This window comes from Burkholderia sp. TSV86 (assembly GCF_001522865.1).
GTDB lineage: Bacteria > Pseudomonadota > Gammaproteobacteria > Burkholderiales > Burkholderiaceae > Burkholderia.
In genome coordinates this window covers 38,631-55,862 of sequence record NZ_LOWB01000074.1, presented here as the reverse complement: position 1 = coordinate 55,862, position 17,232 = coordinate 38,631, and the positions used below count along the sequence as shown (strand labels likewise).

Sequence of the window (17,232 nt, the reverse complement as noted above, 5' to 3'; positions counted from 1 at the left end):
AACTTTTTATCGCCGTCGCGCACTCGGGACTCACTTCCTACCTCAACCCGCCGATCACTTCCCGCTCATCTCGATCGACCGGCCAAGCTTCCTTCCCTCCTTCACGCCTCGTTTCCGTTTCCGTGAAAGAGGCGTGATTCTAGTCAGTCGATCCCAACTATGCAAGGCTTTTTTCAATGCCGCCCGGCAGCAGCCATGAGCGGCTCCAGCGGCACTGCGTCGGCCATCGCCTGATAGCCTGCATCGTTGGGGTGAATATCGTCGCCGCTGTTATAGCGACGCTGCAATTCGGCAGGCTTCGCCGGATCGCGCAAAGCGGCGTCGAAATCCATCACGCCATCGAAGGCGCCGGACCTCCGAATCCATTCGTTGACCTGCCGGCGGATCGACTCGCGCGACTGCGGCAACGACGCCGGCGTCAGCGTCGCACCGAACACCGCCACGCCGCGGGCGTGTGCGGCAGCAATCAGCCGACGGTAACCGTCGATCAACGCCTGCGCGTCGACGCGCGTATGCGGCGCATCGCAATCGAAACCGGCGCGCGCCGGCATTGCCGCGAAATTGATGTCGTTGATGCCGATCATTACAACCACAGCCTTCACGCCCGAGCGCGCCAGCACGTCCCGCTCGAACCGCCGCTCCAACGCGACGCCGTAGCAGCGGGAATCGCTCAGCAGCCGATTGCCGCTGATCCCCAAATTGAGCACGCCGAATGCCGCCCCGTCCATCCGCTCGATGCGCGCGGCCAGCGCGTCCGGCCAACGTCGATTGCGATTCAGGCTCGAGCGCATACCATCGGTGATCGAATCGCCGATGGCCACTATTGCCGCCGCCTTCGCCGGTTGCGCGTCGACCGCCAGTTCCGCCACCCAGGCGGACTGCGTAAAGCGCGTCCGATAGGCATCAGGGGCCGCGTCGGCAACATGGTTGCCGGGCGACGACACATAATTGATCTGGTTGGCAACCCGGTGCCAGACCGTCATCGTCTGACGCGGGCCCATATACAAGCTGAGCGCGTAAGGCTTGCCGCGCGCCACGTCGAATGCGATCGGATCGCTCTCCCGCTCCTGCCCCGGCGGGACTTCGACGCCGGATTGCCCACCGAATGTCAGCGCCGCCGAATTGTCGGCGGCAACCGCCGCGCCACCCGCCGAACGGCCGATTCGCAGCGCGCCAATCACAAGCGGCGTCTTGCCGTATGCATTGCTCACGCGCACACGGATCGCTCGCCCCGCAATTGTCGGGTAGACGATCTGACGAACGGTGCGGCCCGCGACATCCGGCGCCCGATAAAGCGGCGGCGGCGCGGCAAGATCAGGGATCGGCTGCAAGGCCGTTGCCCACGACGCCACCCATTGCGATTGCTGCGCCGGCGCATCGGCCGCGGCGGCACCTGCCGCCATCGGCGCAGCAAGCGCGATGCCACCGGAAAGAGCAATAAGCCAACGTCGGAACATCATTCGATCCTCTCTCAAAAAAGCTGACGATTATGCATGAGGCAAAAATGGGCCACCGACGCCAGTTGATCGATGGCATCGAATCATCGACGGAAAAGGATTGGAATCATATATTGACCGACCGGTCGGTTGATTTATACTGCATACCAGCCTCACTTGGATGAAACCCTCTCCATGTATACGCAATCGCTCGACCTTCCCGGCCAAGCCGTACCGCCCGACACCGCCGTCGATTCGACCGAGCAGGCCGGATTCGACGCCGTGATCGCCGCCGACGGCAAGATTGAACCGCAAGACTGGATGCCCGACGCCTATCGCAAAACGCTGGTGCGGCAAATCTCGCAGCACGCGCACTCGGAGATCATCGGGATGCTGCCGGAGGGCAACTGGATCACGCGCGCGCCGAGCCTCAAGCGCAAGGCGATCCTGCTCGCGAAAGTCCAGGACGAGGCGGGCCACGGCCTTTATCTGTACAGCGCGGCGGAAACGCTTGGCGCCTCGCGCGACGCGCTGATCGACGCGCTGCACACCGGCCGCGCGAAATATTCGAGCATATTCAATTACCCGACGCTCACCTGGGCCGACGTCGGCGTGATCGGCTGGCTCGTCGACGGCGCGGCGATCATGAATCAGATTCCGCTCTGCCGCTGCACTTACGGGCCGTATGCGCGCGCGATGATCCGCATTTGCAAGGAGGAGTCGTTCCATCAGCGCCAGGGTTTCGATGCGCTGCTCGCCATGATGAGGGGCACCGACGCTCAGCGCGAGATGGTGCAGGACGCGGTAAACCGCTGGTGGTGGCCGGTGCTGATGATGTTCGGGCCACCCGACACCGATTCGGTTCATAGCAATCAGTCGGCCAAATGGGGGATCAAGCGGATCTCGAATGACGACCTGCGCCAGAAATTCGTCGACGCGACGGTCGAGCAGGCGAAGGTGCTGGGCGTCACGCTGCCCGACCCCGATCTCAAATGGAACGACGCGCGCGGGCACTTCGACTACGGCGCGATCGACTGGGACGAATTCTGGCGGGTCGTCAACGGTGATGGGCCCTGCAACCGCGAACGGCTCGCGACCCGCGTGCATGCGCACGAAAACGGCGCATGGGTTCGCGAGGCGGCGCTTGCGCACACGGAAAAGCGGCGCCGCCGCGAACAGCCGCAAGCGGCATGACTCGGGCGGCCGTCGCGCCAAACACCGTGAAAGTATCGTGAAACGCCGCGGCGTGCGCCGCCGCCATCCGCATCCGCGGAATTCAGCAAATCAGGAGCAAGCGATGAGCAACGAATGGCCGATCTGGGAAGTTTTCGTGCGCAGCAAGCAAGGGCTCGACCATAAGCACTGCGGCAGCCTGCACGCGGCCGACGCGTCGATGGCGCTGCGCATGGCGCGCGATGTCTACACGCGCCGCCAGGAGGGCGTGAGTATCTGGGTCGTGCCGTCGGCGGCGATCACGGCGTCCGATCCGAGTGAGAAAGCGGAGCTGTTCGAGCCGGCGGGAGACAAGATCTACCGTCATCCGACGTTCTACACACTGCCCGACGAAGTCGACCACATGTAAGCGAGCCGCCCGTCATGACGATCACGCCCCAGCATCTCGCTTACGTGCTGCGCCTCGCGGACAACGCACTGATCCTCGGCCAGCGCAACGCCGAATGGTGCGGCCACGGCCCCATCCTCGAGGAAGACATCGCGCTCGCCAATATGAGCCTCGATTTGATCGGGCAGGCGCGTCTGTTGTATACGCACGCGGCCGATCTCGAACGCCAACTGACCGGCATCGAAAAGACCGAGGACGATTACGCTTATTTCCGCGACGAGCGCGAATTTACCAATTACACGTTCGTCGAACTGCCGCATTACGGCCCGCTCTGCGGCACCGCGCATGCGCCGCTCGACTATGCGGTGACGATCGTGCGCAACTTCCTTTATTCGACGCTGATGTTGCACGTCTTTCAGGTGCTCGAGACATCGAGCGACGCACAACTCGCGGCTATCGCGTCGAAATCGCTGAAGGAGACGCGCTATCACGTCCATCACGCACGCGAGTGGCTGATCCGCCTCGGCGACGGCACCGACGAATCGCACGCCCGCACTCAAGCCGCGCTCGATTATCTGATGCCTTACACGCGCGAGTTTTTCGTCGCGGACGAAATCGACACCGCAGCTGCAACGGCGGGCATCGGCCCGGCAATCGCATCGCTCGACGCAGCGTGGCGCGCCGACGTCGACGCGGCGCTCGACGAAGCAACGCTCGTACCGCCCAAACCTAGCCAGCATGTGCCGACCGGCAAGCGCGGCGAGCACTCCGAGCACTTCGGTTATCTGCTCGCACAAATGCAGAGCACCGCGCGTCAGCATCCAGGCGCGTCCTGGTAAGTCCGAGCAGCGAATGATGAAACTCGAAACGGCCTCCCCCGCGTTGTCGGCCCCCGCCGTGTCCGGCCAGCCGGCGCTCGCGACCCGCCCCTCCCATCGCTCGATCGGCGAAACCGGCCAGCCGGTTCGCGATCCCGATCGGCCGGGACCGGCGCCGGGCGCTCTTCGCGCTCAATCGGCTTGTACCGACGGCCTGCCGGCTGCCGGCGCGGACCGGCCAGCCACCCGGCCGCATTGGCTTGCCGCCGGCGCCAACGGCAGCAACGGCGGCGGCACTGCGCACGACGACGCCGAAGCACTCGTCGCCCGCGCGCGGCAAGCGCTCGAATCCGTGCCCGATCCGGAAATCCCGGTCGTCTCGATCCGAGAGCTGGGCATCCTGCGCGATGTCCGACGCGCCCTGGACGGCGCGCTCGAAATCGTCATCACGCCGACTTACTCCGGCTGCCCGGCTATGCAGCAGATCGCCGACGACATCGGCGCCGCACTGCGGCGCGCCGGGCTCGCGCCGCACCGGATCGTGACCGTGCTTGCGCCGGCGTGGACGACCGACTGGATCACCGCCGATGCGCGTGAAAAGCTTCGTGCGTATGGAATCGCACCGCCCGCCGAACGATGCGAAGGCCATGCGCAGGGTTCGGCTTCGGCGGCCTTCCCCGCCATCGAACGCACGATCCGCTTCCTGCCTAAACCGGCCGTGCCTAAACCGGCCGTGCCTAGACCGGCCGTGCCTAAACCGGCCATACCCAAGCCGGCCGCCGCCCCCGCGTGCCCTCGCTGCGGCTCCGCACACACCGAGCGGCTTGCGCAATTCGGCTCGACCGCGTGCAAGGCGCTCTATCGCTGCATCGATTGCCGCGAACCCTTCGACTATTTCAAACCCTATTGACCATGTCGACTCCGCAATTCCATCCGCTGCGCATCCGTGACGTGCGGCCCGAAACCGCCGACGCCGTCACGGTATCGTTCGACGTGCCGCCCGAGTTGCGCGACGCGTACCGCTTCATGCAAGGCCAATTCGTCACGCTGAAGGCGCACATCGGCGGCGAGGAGACGCGCCGTTCGTATTCGATCTGCATCGGCACGACGGATTACGATCGCGACGGCGAGTTGCGCATCGGCATCAAGCGCGTGCGCGGAGGCCGCTTTTCGAACTTCGCGTTCGATACGCTCAAGCCCGGCCAGACGATCGACGTGATGACGCCCGACGGCCGCTTTTTCACGCATCTGAATGCGGGGCACGGCAAGCACTATGTCGCCTTCGCCGGCGGCTCGGGCATCACGCCCGTACTCGCGATCGTCAAAACGACGCTCGAACTGGAGCCGCGAAGCACGTTCACATTGATCTACGGCAATCGAAGCGCTGATTCGATCATGTTCGCCGAGACACTCGAGGATCTGAAAAACCGCTTCATGCAACGCTTCGCGCTGTATCACGTGCTGTCGGACGAGATACAAGACGTCGAACTGTTCAACGGCGTGCTCGACCAGCCAAAATGCGCGGCGTTCCTTGAGACGCTCGTGCCCGCCGCGACGATCGACGAAGCGTTCATCTGCGGCCCCGCGCCGATGATGGACGCTGCCGAGGCCGCGCTCGCGGCGGCCGGCGTGCCGCGCGAGCGGGTGCATGTCGAACGCTTCGGCACGCCATTGCCGCAGGCAGGCGCGCCCGCGGTCGAGATCACCGATGCGACGCCCGCCGCCGATCTCGAAATCGTGATCGACGGTAAGACGCGCAAGCTGCGCCTGCCATACGAAGGCGCAAGCCTGCTCGACGTCGGCCTGCACGCGGGCATTGCGCTGCCTTACGCCTGCAAGGGCGGCGTGTGCTGCACGTGCCGCGCGAAGGTGCTCGAGGGCGAAGTGCGGATGGATAAGAACTACACGCTTGAGCCGCAGGAAATCGCCGATGGCTTCGTGCTCACCTGTCAATGCCATCCGGTCAGCAGCAAAGTGACCGTCAGCTTCGACGAACGCTAGATACCGCACCGATCGCGCGGCAAGCGGTTCCTGCGCGCCCCGCATCTCGCTTACACTAGGGGCCGCTTGCCGGGTGGCCTCGACGAAAGTTTGCGCCACGCGGCAAGCGGTTTTCTTTGCTGACGACAAGCCGGATGAGGACCCTTCACGTGACCCAAGGCGGCAGCGCCGCCGCCTCGCTGCGCATCGCGCTCTCGGCCGCCGGCCGCGAACACGATACCGTCATCGAGCTGCTCGACGATCTCGCTGTCGGCCCGCTGCGCGGCGTGGACGATGCGCCGGACACGCGCGCCGCGTTCTGGGAGCGCGTGATCGGCGATACGTTGCCGGTCTGGATCGCAAGGCTCGCCGCCGAACGGGCTAAATTCGACGCGCTCGCCGCCGGCTCCGAACAGATCGTGATCTGGCATGCTCAAAGCGCCGCCGACCAGCTGATGCTTCGGCGCGTTGCCTATCATCTGCGCAGCGCGCCGCAACGGCTCAACGAGGTGCGGCTGTCGATCGCCGATATGGACGATCCGCGCGCGTGGGCACGCGAGCGGGCCGATCAAGCCACCGCAACCGGCATTTTTCCGCCCGAGCGGCTGCGCGCGAAGCTTGCCGAAGCCGCGCCGATCTCGGTGCTGCGCATCAGCCGACTCGCGCTCGAATGGCTGGAGGCCAGGCAAGCGAATGCCGAACTGCGCTATCTCGTCGGCAATACGTTCAAGAGCGGCCTGTACACGGATCTCGACGCGCTCGTTCTCGAGCATGCCGGCAGCGAATGGCGGCCGGCCGCACGCGTGGCCGGCGCGGTCATGGCACTCGCGGATCGCGGCCAGTTGTTCGTCAGCGACACCGTCGCATTCTGGCGCTGCCGTGAACTCGCGGTCGCCGGCCGCCTTGAGTTGCGCGGCGATGTCCGCTCCGTCGAACATTGGCGAACGGCAACGTTGCGCGTCGCGCCCGCCGCCGCCCATCGCTAACCTGTCTTAACGACGCTTCACGTCCCGAATCCGATGGCCCGCACCCGAGCGCCCGATCACGAATCCCAACGCGAGCAGATCCTGGATCTCGCCGCCGCCAAATTCGCGCAGACGAGCTACCCGAGCACGTCGATGACCGACCTCGCGAACGCGAGCGGCACATCGAAAGCGCGTCTATACCACTACTACGAGAGCAAGGAAGCGATCCTGTTCGATCTGCTCGACCGCTACACCAAGCAGTTGATGCTGATCATCGCCGAGGTCGAGGGCGCGAGCCAGCGGCGCGGGCTCACCGAGCGCGAGACGTTCGCCGAACTCATCCGCGCATTCCTGGCCGAGTACGAGACGTCGCACAGCCGCCATGTGGCGCTGCTAAACGACGTCAAATACCTCGAGGACACGCAGCGCCAGATCATCCTCGACCGTCAGCGCGACATCGTCGCCGCGTTCTCGCGGCAGCTCGCGCGCGCGTATCCGCAGCGAATCCTGAAAGCCAACCAGACAGCGGCAACGATGATGGTGTTCGGGATGATCAACTGGACCTTCACGTGGCTGAAACCGGGCGGCCGCCTTGGCTACCGGAACTTCGCCGAAATGGTGATCGATATGATCGAGCATGGCCTGGGGGACGGCCGCGCCGCCTGATTTTTGCGCAGCAGCATTTGTTGCGCATGCGTAACAATGCAACTCCTTACTGCCGCGATCATCAACCCCCATTAAATAATCAACAAAAACAATGGCTTAAATTTTTATTTGACAAATTTAGAGCCTGACCTCCATCGAATGTACGGGTTTCCCCTAATCTCAAATTAACCGTTCGATTAAAATTGCGCTGCGACGCACAAACGCGTCGTACCGCTGTACGGTCTATTTGAGGAACCCACGATGAACAAGCCCGAGTCCCGCTCTGCCGACGCGGTCGGCATCGCCGGTCCCGCGCCAGTTCTCGTCCGGGAACTGGCTTCCGGCGACCGCCCGCCACTGCTTGCCCACTTTCTCGCGCTCGACGGCGAAGACCGTCTGCTGCGCTTCGGGCAGGCCGTGCCCGACCATGTGATCGAAAATTATGTCCGGACGATCGATTTCGGACGCGACACCGTGTTCGGCGTGTTCAACCACGCGCTCGAACTGATCGGCGTCGGCCATCTCGCGTATCTGCCCGACGAAGACGGCAAGCGCACCGCCGAGTTCGGCGTGTCGGTGCTCGAATCGGCGCGCGGCCAAGGTGTCGGCTCGAAGCTGTTCGAGCGCGCGGCGATCCGCAGCCGCAACACGCATGTGACGACGCTGTACATGCACTGCCTGTCGCGGAACGCGACGATGATGCACATCGCCAAAAAGTCAGGAATGCGCATCGAGTACGCGTATGGCGAAGCCGATGCGTATCTGTCGCTGCCGCCCGCCGATCACTCGACGATCATCGCCGAGATGATGCAGGAGCAAGCCGCGGTGTTCGACTACGCACTCAAGCGCCAGGCGCACCGCGCGACGCAGATCTTCGAATCGCTGCTGCCCGCCGGCCTCACCGCGTGAGCGCGCGGCGCTGACGCTCCACTTGCCGCAACGGGCGGCCCATCGGGCCGCCCGTTTTCATTACCGCATTGCGTCGCGCGCCGGCTTCAGCGGATCGGCAGCGCGGTGGTTTCCTTGAAGCGTTCGAGCGAGAAACTCGTCTTCACGTCGATCACCGACGGATGGTGCAGCAACTGCTCCTGCATGAAGCGCGAAAAATGCGCCATGTCCTCGACCTGCACACGCAGCAGGTAATCCATGTCACCCGTCATCGCATGGCACGCGACCACCTCGGGCCACGCCTGCACCGCCGCGCGGAACAGATCGGCATGCGTCGCGCCCGCGCGCGCGGACGGCTCCTCGCCGCGCGCGAATGCGACACCGCCCCGCTTCTCCAGCCGCACGCTCACATACGCGAGCAAATCGAGCCCGAGCTTTTGCGGATCGAGCAACGCGACGTAGCCCGTGATCACGCCCATCTCCTCGAGCCGACGAATCCGGCGCAGACACGGGCTCGGCGACAGGCTCACCCGGTCGGCGATGTCCTGGTTGGACAGACGCCCATTCTCCTGGAGGATCGCAAGAATGCGCCGGTCAATTGCATCCAACTCCACGTGCGCCATTTTCTACCTCCATCAACTCAATTCAAGATGGAAAATTGCTCAAGCGTAACGTTGCACGCTTAAGTTCGCAAGTTTTCGCCCGGCCGCCCCCGCTACACTTTGCCGCAGGCATTCATTGAGCGCGCGCAGCGCACTCGGAGCAAGCACCGAAGCGCCCGCTCCGCTATCGACACAGGAGACACCATGCAAATCCCCACTTGGGACAACCCGGTCGGCACCGACGGCTTCGAATTCATCGAATACACCGCGCCCGATCCGAAAGCGCTGGGCGCGCTGTTCGAGCGGATGGGCTTCACCGCGATCGCGCGCCATCGCCACAAGGACGTAACGCTCTACCGCCAGGGCGACATCAATTTCATCGTCAACGCGGAAACCGATTCGTTCGCGCAGCGCTTCGCGCGGCTGCACGGCCCGTCGATCTGCGCGATCGCGTTCCGCGTGCAGGATGCGGCGAAGGCGTACCGGCACGCGCTCGAACTCGGCGCATGGGGCTTCGACAACAAGACCGGCCCGATGGAGCTCAACATCCCGGCGATCAAAGGCATCGGCGACTCGCTGATCTATTTCGTCGACCGCTGGCGCGGCAAGAACGGCGCGGCGCCCGGCAGCATCGGCGACATCAGTATTTATGACGTCGATTTCGAGCCGATTCCGGGCGCCGATCCGAATCCGGCCGGCCACGGCCTGACCTACGTCGATCACCTGACCCACAACGTTCATCGCGGCCGGATGGCCGAATGGGCGGAGTTCTACGAGCGCCTGTTCAACTTCCGCGAAGTCCGCTACTTCGACATCGAGGGCAAGGTGACGGGCGTGAAATCGAAGGCGATGACTTCGCCGTGCGGCAAGATCCGGATTCCGATCAACGAGGAAGGCTCCGACAACGCAGGGCAGATTCAGGAATATCTCGACGCATATCGCGGCGAGGGCATCCAGCACATCGCGCTCGGCACGAGCGACATCTACCGCGCCGTGGACGGCCTGCGCGACGCGGACGTGAAACTGCTCGACACCATCGACACGTATTACGAACTCGTCGATCGCCGCGTGCCGAACCACGGCGAGCCGCTCGACGAACTGAGAAAGCGCAAGATCCTGATCGACGGCGCACACGACGATCTGCTGCTGCAGATCTTCACCGAAAACCAGATCGGGCCGATCTTTTTCGAGATCATCCAGCGCAAGGGCAACCAAGGCTTCGGCGAGGGCAACTTCAAGGCACTGTTCGAATCGATCGAGCTGGATCAGATCCGGCGCGGAGTCGTGAAAGACACCGCGTAACGCGCGGCACGCGGGCCTCAAGACAAAGGGCGGGAACTGCGAAGTTCCCGCCCTTTTGATGATCCGGTTCTCGAATCGCGCGCGGATCGCGCGGCGGCGGCCGCCGCCGCGAACGCGGCGCTCAGTGGCCGCGCCGCATCCCGCGCACGTAGGCCGACGGGTTCGCGAGTGCATCGACGCCGCCCGCCGGCGCGAGTTGCAGCATCCGGCCATTGGCCGCCGCGCACGCACGCGAGTCGTCCGCGCGCGCCGGGCCGCCGATCGCGAAAAACGCGGCCGACGCCATCAGGAAATTCTGGATATACCGATTGTTCATTTGCACCTCCATTGCAGCCGCCCAGCGCGCGTGCCGATTGCCGGCTCGTGCCGGCGCCGACCGCGCTACCGGACCGGGCCGCCAAGACTAACGGCAATCGCCCGGCGGCGCGCGTCGTTTTACATGCTTTTACAGCTTGTAACGCATTGATCCGGCATGTTTTCGGCCTGGCCGGCGCCGATTTTTGACTGCCCTGCGGCGGGTTTATCCCAGTGCTACTATCGAACAGAGTCCGCCAGCATTCGTATTGACCGACGCGTCCACAAGACGCCGACGCATCGACATTTTGGCGATCCCAACCCGGGTGGAGGAGACACACCGAATGAATGCCCCGCTAGACGCCGGCCAGCGCGCGACGCTGGAAGCCGCGCTGAAATCCGTCACGCTAGACGACAAATACACGCTCGAGCGCGGCCGCGCTTATATGAGCGGCATCCAGGCCCTCGTGCGCCTGCCGATGCTCCAGCAAGAGCGCGATCGCGCCGCCGGCCTGAACACGGCCGGCTTTATTTCCGGTTACCGCGGCTCGCCGCTCGGCGGCCTGGATCTGTCGCTGTGGAAGGCGAAAAAGCATCTCGCCGCGCACCAGATCGTATTTCAACCCGGCCTGAACGAAGATCTCGCCGCAACGGCCGTCTGGGGTTCGCAACAAGTCAATCTGTATCCGGGCGCGAAATATGACGGCGTGTTCGGCATGTGGTACGGCAAGGGTCCGGGCGTGGATCGCACGGGCGACGTGTTCAAGCATGCGAACTCGGCAGGCACCTCGGCGCACGGCGGCGTGCTCGTGCTCGCCGGCGACGATCACGCGGCGAAATCGTCGACGCTCGCGCATCAGTCCGAACATATCTTCAAGGCGTGCGGGCTGCCCGTGCTATTCCCGTCGAACGTCCAGGAATATCTCGATTTCGGGCTGCACGGCTGGGCGATGAGCCGCTATTCGGGCCTGTGGGTCGCGCTCAAATGCGTGACCGACGTCGTTGAATCGTCCGCTTCCGTCGATATCGATCCGCATCGCACCGAAATCGTGCTGCCATCCGATTTCATCATGCCCGAAGGCGGGCTGAACATCCGCTGGCCCGATCCGCCGCTCGTGCAGGAAGCGCGCCTGCTCGACTACAAATGGTATGCGGCGCTCGCCTATGTGCGCGCGAACAAGCTCGACCGGATCGAGATCGATTCGCCGCACGCGCGCTTCGGAATCATCACGGGCGGCAAGGCTTATCTCGACGTGCGCCAGGCGCTCGTCGACCTCGGCCTCGACGACGAAACCTGCGCGCGCATCGGCATCCGGCTCTACAAGGTCGGCTGCGTGTGGCCGCTCGAGGCGCAAGGCGCGCAGGCGTTCGCGCGCGGGCTCGACGAGATTCTGGTGGTCGAGGAAAAACGCCAGATTCTCGAATACGCGATCAAGGAGGAGTTGTACAACTGGCCGGACGGCCAGCGTCCGCGCGTATTCGGTAAGTTCGACGAAAAGGACGGCGCGGGCGGCGAATGGTCGGTGCCGATGGGCAACTGGCTGTTGCCCGCGCACTATGAACTGTCGCCCGCGATCATCGCGAAGGCGATCGCAAAGCGGCTCGACAAGTTCGAGCTGCCCTCCGACGTGCGTGCACGGATCGCCGCGCGTATCGCGGTCATCGACGCGAAGGAAATGGCGCTCGCGAAGCCGCACGTGACCACCGAGCGCAAGCCGTGGTTCTGCTCGGGCTGCCCGCACAACACGTCGACCAACGTGCCCGAGGGCTCGCGCGCGATCGCGGGCATCGGCTGCCACTACATGACGGTCTGGATGGACCGCAACACGAACACGTTCAGCCAGATGGGCGGCGAAGGCGTGCCGTGGATCGGCCAAGCGCCGTTTACCGACGAAAAGCACGTGTTCGCGAACCTCGGCGACGGCACCTATTTCCACTCGGGGCTGCTCGCGGTGCGCGCGGCCATCGCGTCGAAGGCGAACATCACCTACAAGATTCTTTATAACGACGCGGTCGCGATGACGGGCGGCCAGCCGGTCGACGGCGTGCTGACGGTGCCGCAAATCACGCATCAGCTCGCCGCCGAAGGCGCAAAGAAAATCGTGATCGTCACCGACGAGCCGGACAAGTATCAAGGCAACATGGCGCTGCTTGCGCCCGGCGTGACGGTGCGCCACCGCGACGAACTCGACGACGTGCAGCGCGAGCTGCGCGACATCGAGGGCACGACGATTCTCGTCTATGACCAGACCTGCGCGACCGAGAAGCGCCGCCGCCGCAAGCGCGGCGCGTATCCCGACCCGGCCAAGCGCGTGGTGATCAACGAAGCGGTTTGCGAAGGCTGCGGCGATTGCTCGGTGCAATCGAACTGCCTGTCGGTCGAGCCGCTCGACACCGAGTTCGGCACGAAACGGCAGATCAACCAGTCGACGTGCAACAAGGATTTCTCGTGCGTGAAAGGCTTCTGCCCGAGCTTCGTGACGGTCGAAGGCGGGCAATTGAGAAAGCCGAAGGCCGTGGCGGCCGATGCGAGCGCGCTGCCGCCGATTCCCGAACCCGCGCTGCCGGCAATCGACCGCGCGTATGGCGTGCTGGTGACGGGCGTCGGCGGCACGGGCGTCGTGACGATCGGCGCGCTGCTCGGGATGGCCGCGCACCTCGAGAACAAGGGCGTGACGGTGCTCGACGTGACCGGCCTCGCGCAGAAGGGCGGCGCGGTGATGAGCCACGTGCAGATCTCACACGCCCCTGCCGACATTCATGCGACGCGCATCGCGATGGGCGAAGCCGATCTCGTGATCGGCTGCGACGCGATCGTGACAGCGGGCGACGAATGCACGTCGCGGATGCGGCATGGCGTGACGCGCGTCGTCGTCAACAGCGCGAAAACGCCAACCGCCGAATTCATCAAGAATCCGAAGTGGTCTTTCCCGGGCGCGAGCGCCGAACTCGACATCCGCGCAGCGGCAGGCGATTCGGTCGACCTCGTCGATGCGAACCATTTCGCGGTCGCGCTGCTGGGCGATGCTATCTACACGAACCCGTTCGTGCTCGGCTATGCATGGCAGCGCGGCTGGCTGCCGCTATCGCATGCGTCGCTCGTGCGCGCGATCGAGCTGAATGGCGTGCAGATCGAACAGAATCGCGCGGCGTTCGAATGGGGGCGCCGCGCCGCGTTCGATCTCGCGAGCGTGCGCGTGATGGCGGCCAGCGGCGCACAGGCGGGCGCCGGCGCAACCGTGATTTCGCTGCATACGAAGAAGGCGGTGGATGCGCTGATCGCGACGCGCGTCGAGCACCTGAGCGCGTATCAGAATGCCGCGTATGCGGCGCGTTTCTCGGCCGTCGTCGCCAAGGTGCGCGCCGCCGAGCGAGCGCTCGACGGCGACGCCGCGCAGGAGCCGCTGACCGAGGCAGTCGCCCGTAACTTGTACAAGCTGATGGCGTACAAGGACGAGTACGAAGTGGCGCGGCTGCAATCCGATCCGGCGTTCGTCGCGAAGCTCGCCGCACAGTTCGAAGGCGACTGGAAGCTCAAATTCCACCTTGCGCCGCCGATTTTCGCGAAGAAGGACAAGCACGGCCATCTCGTGAAGAAGCAGTACGGTTCATGGATGATGCCGGCGTTCCGCCTGCTCGCGAAACTGAAGTTCCTGCGCGGCACCGCGTTGGACATGTTCGGCCGCAGCGACGAGCGCCGCACCGAGCGCGCGCTGATCGGCGAATACGAGGCGCTCGTCAGCGATCTGATCGGCGAACGGCTCACACGCGACACGCTGCCGCTCGCGGTCGAGCTTGCGAGCCTGCCCGACGGCATTCGCGGCTACGGGCACGTGAAGGAGAACAATTTGCGCGCGGTGCGGGTGAAGTGGGACGAGCTGCTCGCGCGCTGGCGATCACCGCAAGGCGGGCAGACATCGCGGCACGTCGCTTGATACGCGGCGCCGTGACGGGCGGGTATGGCAGACGGTTTCGGGCCGCCGGCGAATGCTGCCCGCGATCCGCGGTGCCGCGCCCGCCGGCCGCGGCAGCTTCACACGCGGGATGGCGAACGCGGGCGAGCCCATACCCGGGCCGAATCGCCGCCACTGCCCGGCGAATCGCGTGCGGCACTGGCGGCATGCCGCATCTGCAGCGCGAATGCCGGCGGCTGCCGTCCCGTAGAACGCGGCCTTTCGCAGCCATTCACGGCCCCTGGCCGCCACAAAACTTGCAGCGATGAAAAAAAGCGGCCGCCCCACTCGGGCGGCCGCCTTTCCTTTTACGCTCCAGCATGCGATTCGCGCGGGCAACCGAACCGGCCAGGAACAGCCTCGCGTTCGCGCGTCCGCGTTACTTTGCCTGCACGTTCGCTGCGGCCACCGCCGTCATATTGATGATCCGGCGCACGGTCGCAGCCGGTGTCAGGATGTGGACGGGCTTCGCCGCGCCGAGCAGGAACGGGCCGACGGTCACGCCTTCGCCGCCGACCATCTTCAGCAGGTTGTACGCGATGTTCGCCGCCTCGACGTTCGGCATGATCAGCAGATTCGCCTCGCCCGTGAGCGTCGTGCCGGGGAACGCCGCCTTGCGGACCGCCTCGGACAGCGCCGCGTCGCCGTGCATCTCGCCGTCGACTTCGAGATCCGGCGCACGCTCGGCGATCAGCCGGCGCGCTTCCGCCATCCGGCGCGACGACGCCGACGGCGCGCTGCCGAAATTCGAATTCGACAACAGCGCCGCCTTCGGCACGATCCCGAAGCGTTCTATCTCGGCGGCGGCCTGAATCGTCATGTCGGCAAGTTGCTCGGCGCTCGGCAGCTCGTTCACGTAGGTGTCGCACATGAACAGGTTACGGCCCGGCAGCATCAGCAGGTTCATCGCCGCGAAATGCCCAGCGGCCGGGGCCCGGCCGATCACCTGCTCGATGAACTTCAGATGGCTGTGATACGTGTCGATCATTCCGCAGATCATCCCGTCCGCGTCGCCAAGATGCACGAGCATCGCGCCGATCAGCGTGTTGAACTTGCGCAGCGCCGCCTTCGCGACCTCGGGCGTCACGCCGTCGCGCGCGCCGATCTCGTGGTACGCCTGCCAGCAGCGCTGGTAACGCGGATCGTCTTCCGGATCGACGATCTCGAAATCGACACCGACCGTCAGCTTCGAGCCGATCTTCTTGAGCCGCATCTCGACGACCGCCGGACGGCCGACGATGATCGGCTTCGCGATCTTCTCCTGCAACACGAACTGCGCGGCGCGCAGCACACGTTCGTCCTCGCCCTCGGCGAACACGATGCGCGCGCAATTCGACTTCGCGGTCGCGAACACGGGCCGCATCACCATGCCGGTGCGGTAGACGGTCGCGCCGAGCTGCTCGCGGTACGCGTCCATATCGGCGATCGGGCGCGTGGCGACGCCCGAGTCCATCGCTGCCTGGGCGACGGCGGGCGCGATCTTGATGATGAGGCGCGGATCGAACGGCTTCGGAATCAGGTATTCCGGGCCGAATTCGAGCGAATGGCCTTCATACGCCTTCGCCACTTCCTCGCTCTGATCGGTTTCCTGCGCGAGCTCGGCGATCGCGCGCACGCACGCGAGCTTCATTTCCTCGGTAATCGTCGTCGCGCCGACGTCGAGCGCGCCGCGGAAAATGAACGGGAAGCACAGGACGTTGTTGACCTGGTTCGGATAGTCGGAGCGGCCGGTCGCGACGATCGCGTCGGGGCGCACCGCTTTCGCGTCTTCCGGGCGAATCTCCGGTTCGGGATTCGCGAGCGCGAGGATCAACGGCTTGTCCGCCATGGTCTTGACCATGTCTTGCTTGAGCACGCCCGCGCTCGAGCAGCCGAGGAACACGTCCGCTTGATGAATCGCGTCGGCAAGCGTGCGCGCGTCGGTGGTGGCCGCATACCGCTGCTTGGACGGATCGAGGTTGCCGCGCCCTTCGTAGATCACGCCCTTCGAATCGGCAACGAGCACGTTCGACTTCGACAAGCCCAGCTTCACGAGCAGATCGAGACACGCGATCGCCGCCGCACCCGCGCCCGAGCAGACGAGCTTCACGTCCGCGAGCTTCTTGCCGACCACCGTCAGGCCGTTCAAGATCGCCGCCGACGCGATGATCGCGGTGCCGTGCTGGTCGTCATGGAACACGGGGATCTTCATCCGCTCGCGCAGCTTCTGCTCGATGTAGAAGCACTCGGGCGCCTTGATGTCTTCGAGGTTGATGCCGCCGAGCGTCGGCTCGAGCATCGCGATGGCGTCGACGAGCTTGTCCGGATCGGATTCCGACAGCTCGATGTCGAACACGTCGATGCCCGCGAATTTCTTGAACAGACAACCCTTGCCCTCCATCACCGGCTTGGCCGCGAGCGGGCCGATGTTGCCGAGGCCCAGCACCGCCGTGCCGTTCGTCACGACGCCGACCAAGTTGCCACGCGACGTATATTTCTGCGCGTCGAGCGGATCCGCGTGAATCGCCTCGCAAGCGGCGGCCACGCCCGGCGAATACGCGAGCGACAGGTCGAGCTGGTTCGACAGCGGCTTCGTCGGCGTGACGGAAATCTTGCCGGGTTTCGGATTCTGGTGATAAGCGAGCGCGCTCTGTTTCAGTTGTTCGTCCATGATGAGCTTGCGAGAGACATGCGTTATAGAGGAATTGGAGACTCAGTACCGAGCACCAGAGGCCACGAATGCGGAGATCGAGGGGATGGTCGACTGCGACGGCCGTCGCGCGCCGGATCGGCGCGACATTGAACCTTG

At 64.8% G+C, this 17,232-nt stretch carries 14 protein-coding genes; 10 read left to right on the top strand and 4 right to left on the bottom strand.

Annotated elements, in window-relative coordinates:
- Window positions 1–173 precede the first annotated feature (173 nt).
- On the bottom strand, window positions 174–1,460 hold the full coding sequence (locus WS68_RS12155; protein WP_059571042.1) for an SGNH/GDSL hydrolase family protein: 1,287 nt from the start codon (window positions 1,458–1,460) through the stop codon (window positions 174–176).
- A 171-nt stretch (window positions 1,461–1,631) separates the two neighbouring features.
- Between WS68_RS12155 and paaA the strand changes: the two genes are divergently transcribed.
- The 8 genes from paaA to WS68_RS12115 all read left to right on the top strand — a co-directional run bounded on the left by paaA (window position 1,632) and on the right by WS68_RS12115 (window position 8,314).
- Window positions 1,632–2,630, top strand: coding sequence for a 1,2-phenylacetyl-CoA epoxidase subunit PaaA (gene paaA / locus WS68_RS12150; RefSeq protein WP_059571040.1), 999 nt, complete (start codon window positions 1,632–1,634; stop codon window positions 2,628–2,630).
- Window positions 2,631–2,733: 103 nt separating this feature from the next.
- Window positions 2,734–3,018: a 1,2-phenylacetyl-CoA epoxidase subunit PaaB gene (paaB, locus tag WS68_RS12145; protein WP_059571052.1), complete on the top strand. Its 285-nt coding sequence runs from the start codon at window positions 2,734–2,736 to the stop codon at window positions 3,016–3,018.
- A gap of 14 nt (window positions 3,019–3,032) precedes the next feature.
- On the top strand, window positions 3,033–3,836 hold the full coding sequence (gene paaC / locus WS68_RS12140; protein ID WP_059571038.1) for a 1,2-phenylacetyl-CoA epoxidase subunit PaaC: 804 nt from the start codon (window positions 3,033–3,035) through the stop codon (window positions 3,834–3,836).
- Between the two features lie 193 nt (window positions 3,837–4,029).
- Entirely contained in the window at window positions 4,030–4,725 is a 696-nt protein-coding gene (paaD, locus tag WS68_RS12135; RefSeq protein WP_082709987.1) for a 1,2-phenylacetyl-CoA epoxidase subunit PaaD, read from the top strand.
- 2 nt (window positions 4,726–4,727) lie between these two features.
- Complete coding sequence (gene paaE / locus WS68_RS12130) at window positions 4,728–5,816, top strand: 1,2-phenylacetyl-CoA epoxidase subunit PaaE (protein WP_059571037.1); 1,089 nt, start codon at window positions 4,728–4,730, stop codon at window positions 5,814–5,816.
- Between the two features lie 134 nt (window positions 5,817–5,950).
- On the top strand, window positions 5,951–6,781 hold the full coding sequence (locus WS68_RS12125; RefSeq protein ID WP_059571034.1) for a DUF1835 domain-containing protein: 831 nt from the start codon (window positions 5,951–5,953) through the stop codon (window positions 6,779–6,781).
- Between the two features lie 33 nt (window positions 6,782–6,814).
- Window positions 6,815–7,426 carry a TetR/AcrR family transcriptional regulator gene (locus tag WS68_RS12120; protein ID WP_059571032.1) on the top strand — a complete coding sequence of 204 codons (612 nt, stop codon included), beginning with the start codon at window positions 6,815–6,817 and terminating at the stop codon, window positions 7,424–7,426.
- Window positions 7,427–7,666: 240 nt separating this feature from the next.
- Entirely contained in the window at window positions 7,667–8,314 is a 648-nt protein-coding gene (locus WS68_RS12115) for a GNAT family N-acetyltransferase (RefSeq protein ID WP_059571030.1), read from the top strand.
- An 86-nt stretch (window positions 8,315–8,400) separates the two neighbouring features.
- Here the strand turns inward: WS68_RS12115 and WS68_RS12110 are convergent, their stop codons facing one another.
- A complete protein-coding gene (locus tag WS68_RS12110; RefSeq protein ID WP_059516285.1) occupies window positions 8,401–8,916 on the bottom strand; it encodes an Lrp/AsnC family transcriptional regulator in 516 nt (171 codons plus the stop codon).
- Between the two features lie 183 nt (window positions 8,917–9,099).
- On the opposite strand from WS68_RS12110, the gene hppD reads away from it, so the two are divergent.
- Window positions 9,100–10,197 carry a 4-hydroxyphenylpyruvate dioxygenase gene (gene hppD, locus WS68_RS12105; RefSeq protein WP_059571028.1) on the top strand — a complete coding sequence of 366 codons (1,098 nt, stop codon included), beginning with the start codon at window positions 9,100–9,102 and terminating at the stop codon, window positions 10,195–10,197.
- A 121-nt stretch (window positions 10,198–10,318) separates the two neighbouring features.
- On the opposite strand, the gene WS68_RS12100 is transcribed toward hppD, so the two are convergent.
- On the bottom strand, window positions 10,319–10,513 hold the full coding sequence (locus tag WS68_RS12100; protein WP_059571051.1) for a hypothetical protein: 195 nt from the start codon (window positions 10,511–10,513) through the stop codon (window positions 10,319–10,321).
- A gap of 322 nt (window positions 10,514–10,835) precedes the next feature.
- Here WS68_RS12100 and WS68_RS12095 point away from each other — a divergent pair, with 322 nt between their 5' ends.
- The gene (locus WS68_RS12095; RefSeq protein ID WP_059571027.1) at window positions 10,836–14,426 is read left to right on the top strand and encodes an indolepyruvate ferredoxin oxidoreductase family protein; all 3,591 of its coding nucleotides are present in this window, start codon (window positions 10,836–10,838) and stop codon (window positions 14,424–14,426) included.
- 397 nt (window positions 14,427–14,823) lie between these two features.
- Here the strand turns inward: WS68_RS12095 and WS68_RS12090 are convergent, their stop codons facing one another.
- A complete protein-coding gene (locus WS68_RS12090; RefSeq protein WP_059571025.1) occupies window positions 14,824–17,094 on the bottom strand; it encodes an NADP-dependent malic enzyme in 2,271 nt (756 codons plus the stop codon).
- Between the last annotated feature and the right edge of the window lie 138 nt (window positions 17,095–17,232).

What these genes read in the sequence shown, in the direction of transcription:
- WS68_RS12120 (WP_059571032.1), top strand. Translation starts at nt 6,815, where the DNA reads ATGGCCCGCACCCGAGCGCCCGATCACGAATCCCAACGCGAGCAGATC.
- paaC (WP_059571038.1), top strand. Translation starts at nt 3,033, where the DNA reads ATGACGATCACGCCCCAGCATCTCGCTTACGTGCTGCGCCTCGCGGAC.
- WS68_RS12100 (WP_059571051.1), bottom strand. Translation starts at nt 10,513, where the DNA reads ATGAACAATCGGTATATCCAGAATTTCCTGATGGCGTCGGCCGCGTTT.
- WS68_RS12125 (WP_059571034.1), top strand. Translation starts at nt 5,951, where the DNA reads ATGAGGACCCTTCACGTGACCCAAGGCGGCAGCGCCGCCGCCTCGCTG.
- WS68_RS12090 (WP_059571025.1), bottom strand. Translation starts at nt 17,094, where the DNA reads ATGGACGAACAACTGAAACAGAGCGCGCTCGCTTATCACCAGAATCCG.
- hppD (WP_059571028.1), top strand. Translation starts at nt 9,100, where the DNA reads ATGCAAATCCCCACTTGGGACAACCCGGTCGGCACCGACGGCTTCGAA.
- WS68_RS12095 (WP_059571027.1), top strand. Translation starts at nt 10,836, where the DNA reads ATGAATGCCCCGCTAGACGCCGGCCAGCGCGCGACGCTGGAAGCCGCG.
- paaB (WP_059571052.1), top strand. Translation starts at nt 2,734, where the DNA reads ATGAGCAACGAATGGCCGATCTGGGAAGTTTTCGTGCGCAGCAAGCAA.
- WS68_RS12115 (WP_059571030.1), top strand. Translation starts at nt 7,667, where the DNA reads ATGAACAAGCCCGAGTCCCGCTCTGCCGACGCGGTCGGCATCGCCGGT.
- paaA (WP_059571040.1), top strand. Translation starts at nt 1,632, where the DNA reads ATGTATACGCAATCGCTCGACCTTCCCGGCCAAGCCGTACCGCCCGAC.
- WS68_RS12155 (WP_059571042.1), bottom strand. Translation starts at nt 1,460, where the DNA reads ATGATGTTCCGACGTTGGCTTATTGCTCTTTCCGGTGGCATCGCGCTT.
- paaE (WP_059571037.1), top strand. Translation starts at nt 4,728, where the DNA reads ATGTCGACTCCGCAATTCCATCCGCTGCGCATCCGTGACGTGCGGCCC.
- WS68_RS12110 (WP_059516285.1), bottom strand. Translation starts at nt 8,916, where the DNA reads ATGGCGCACGTGGAGTTGGATGCAATTGACCGGCGCATTCTTGCGATC.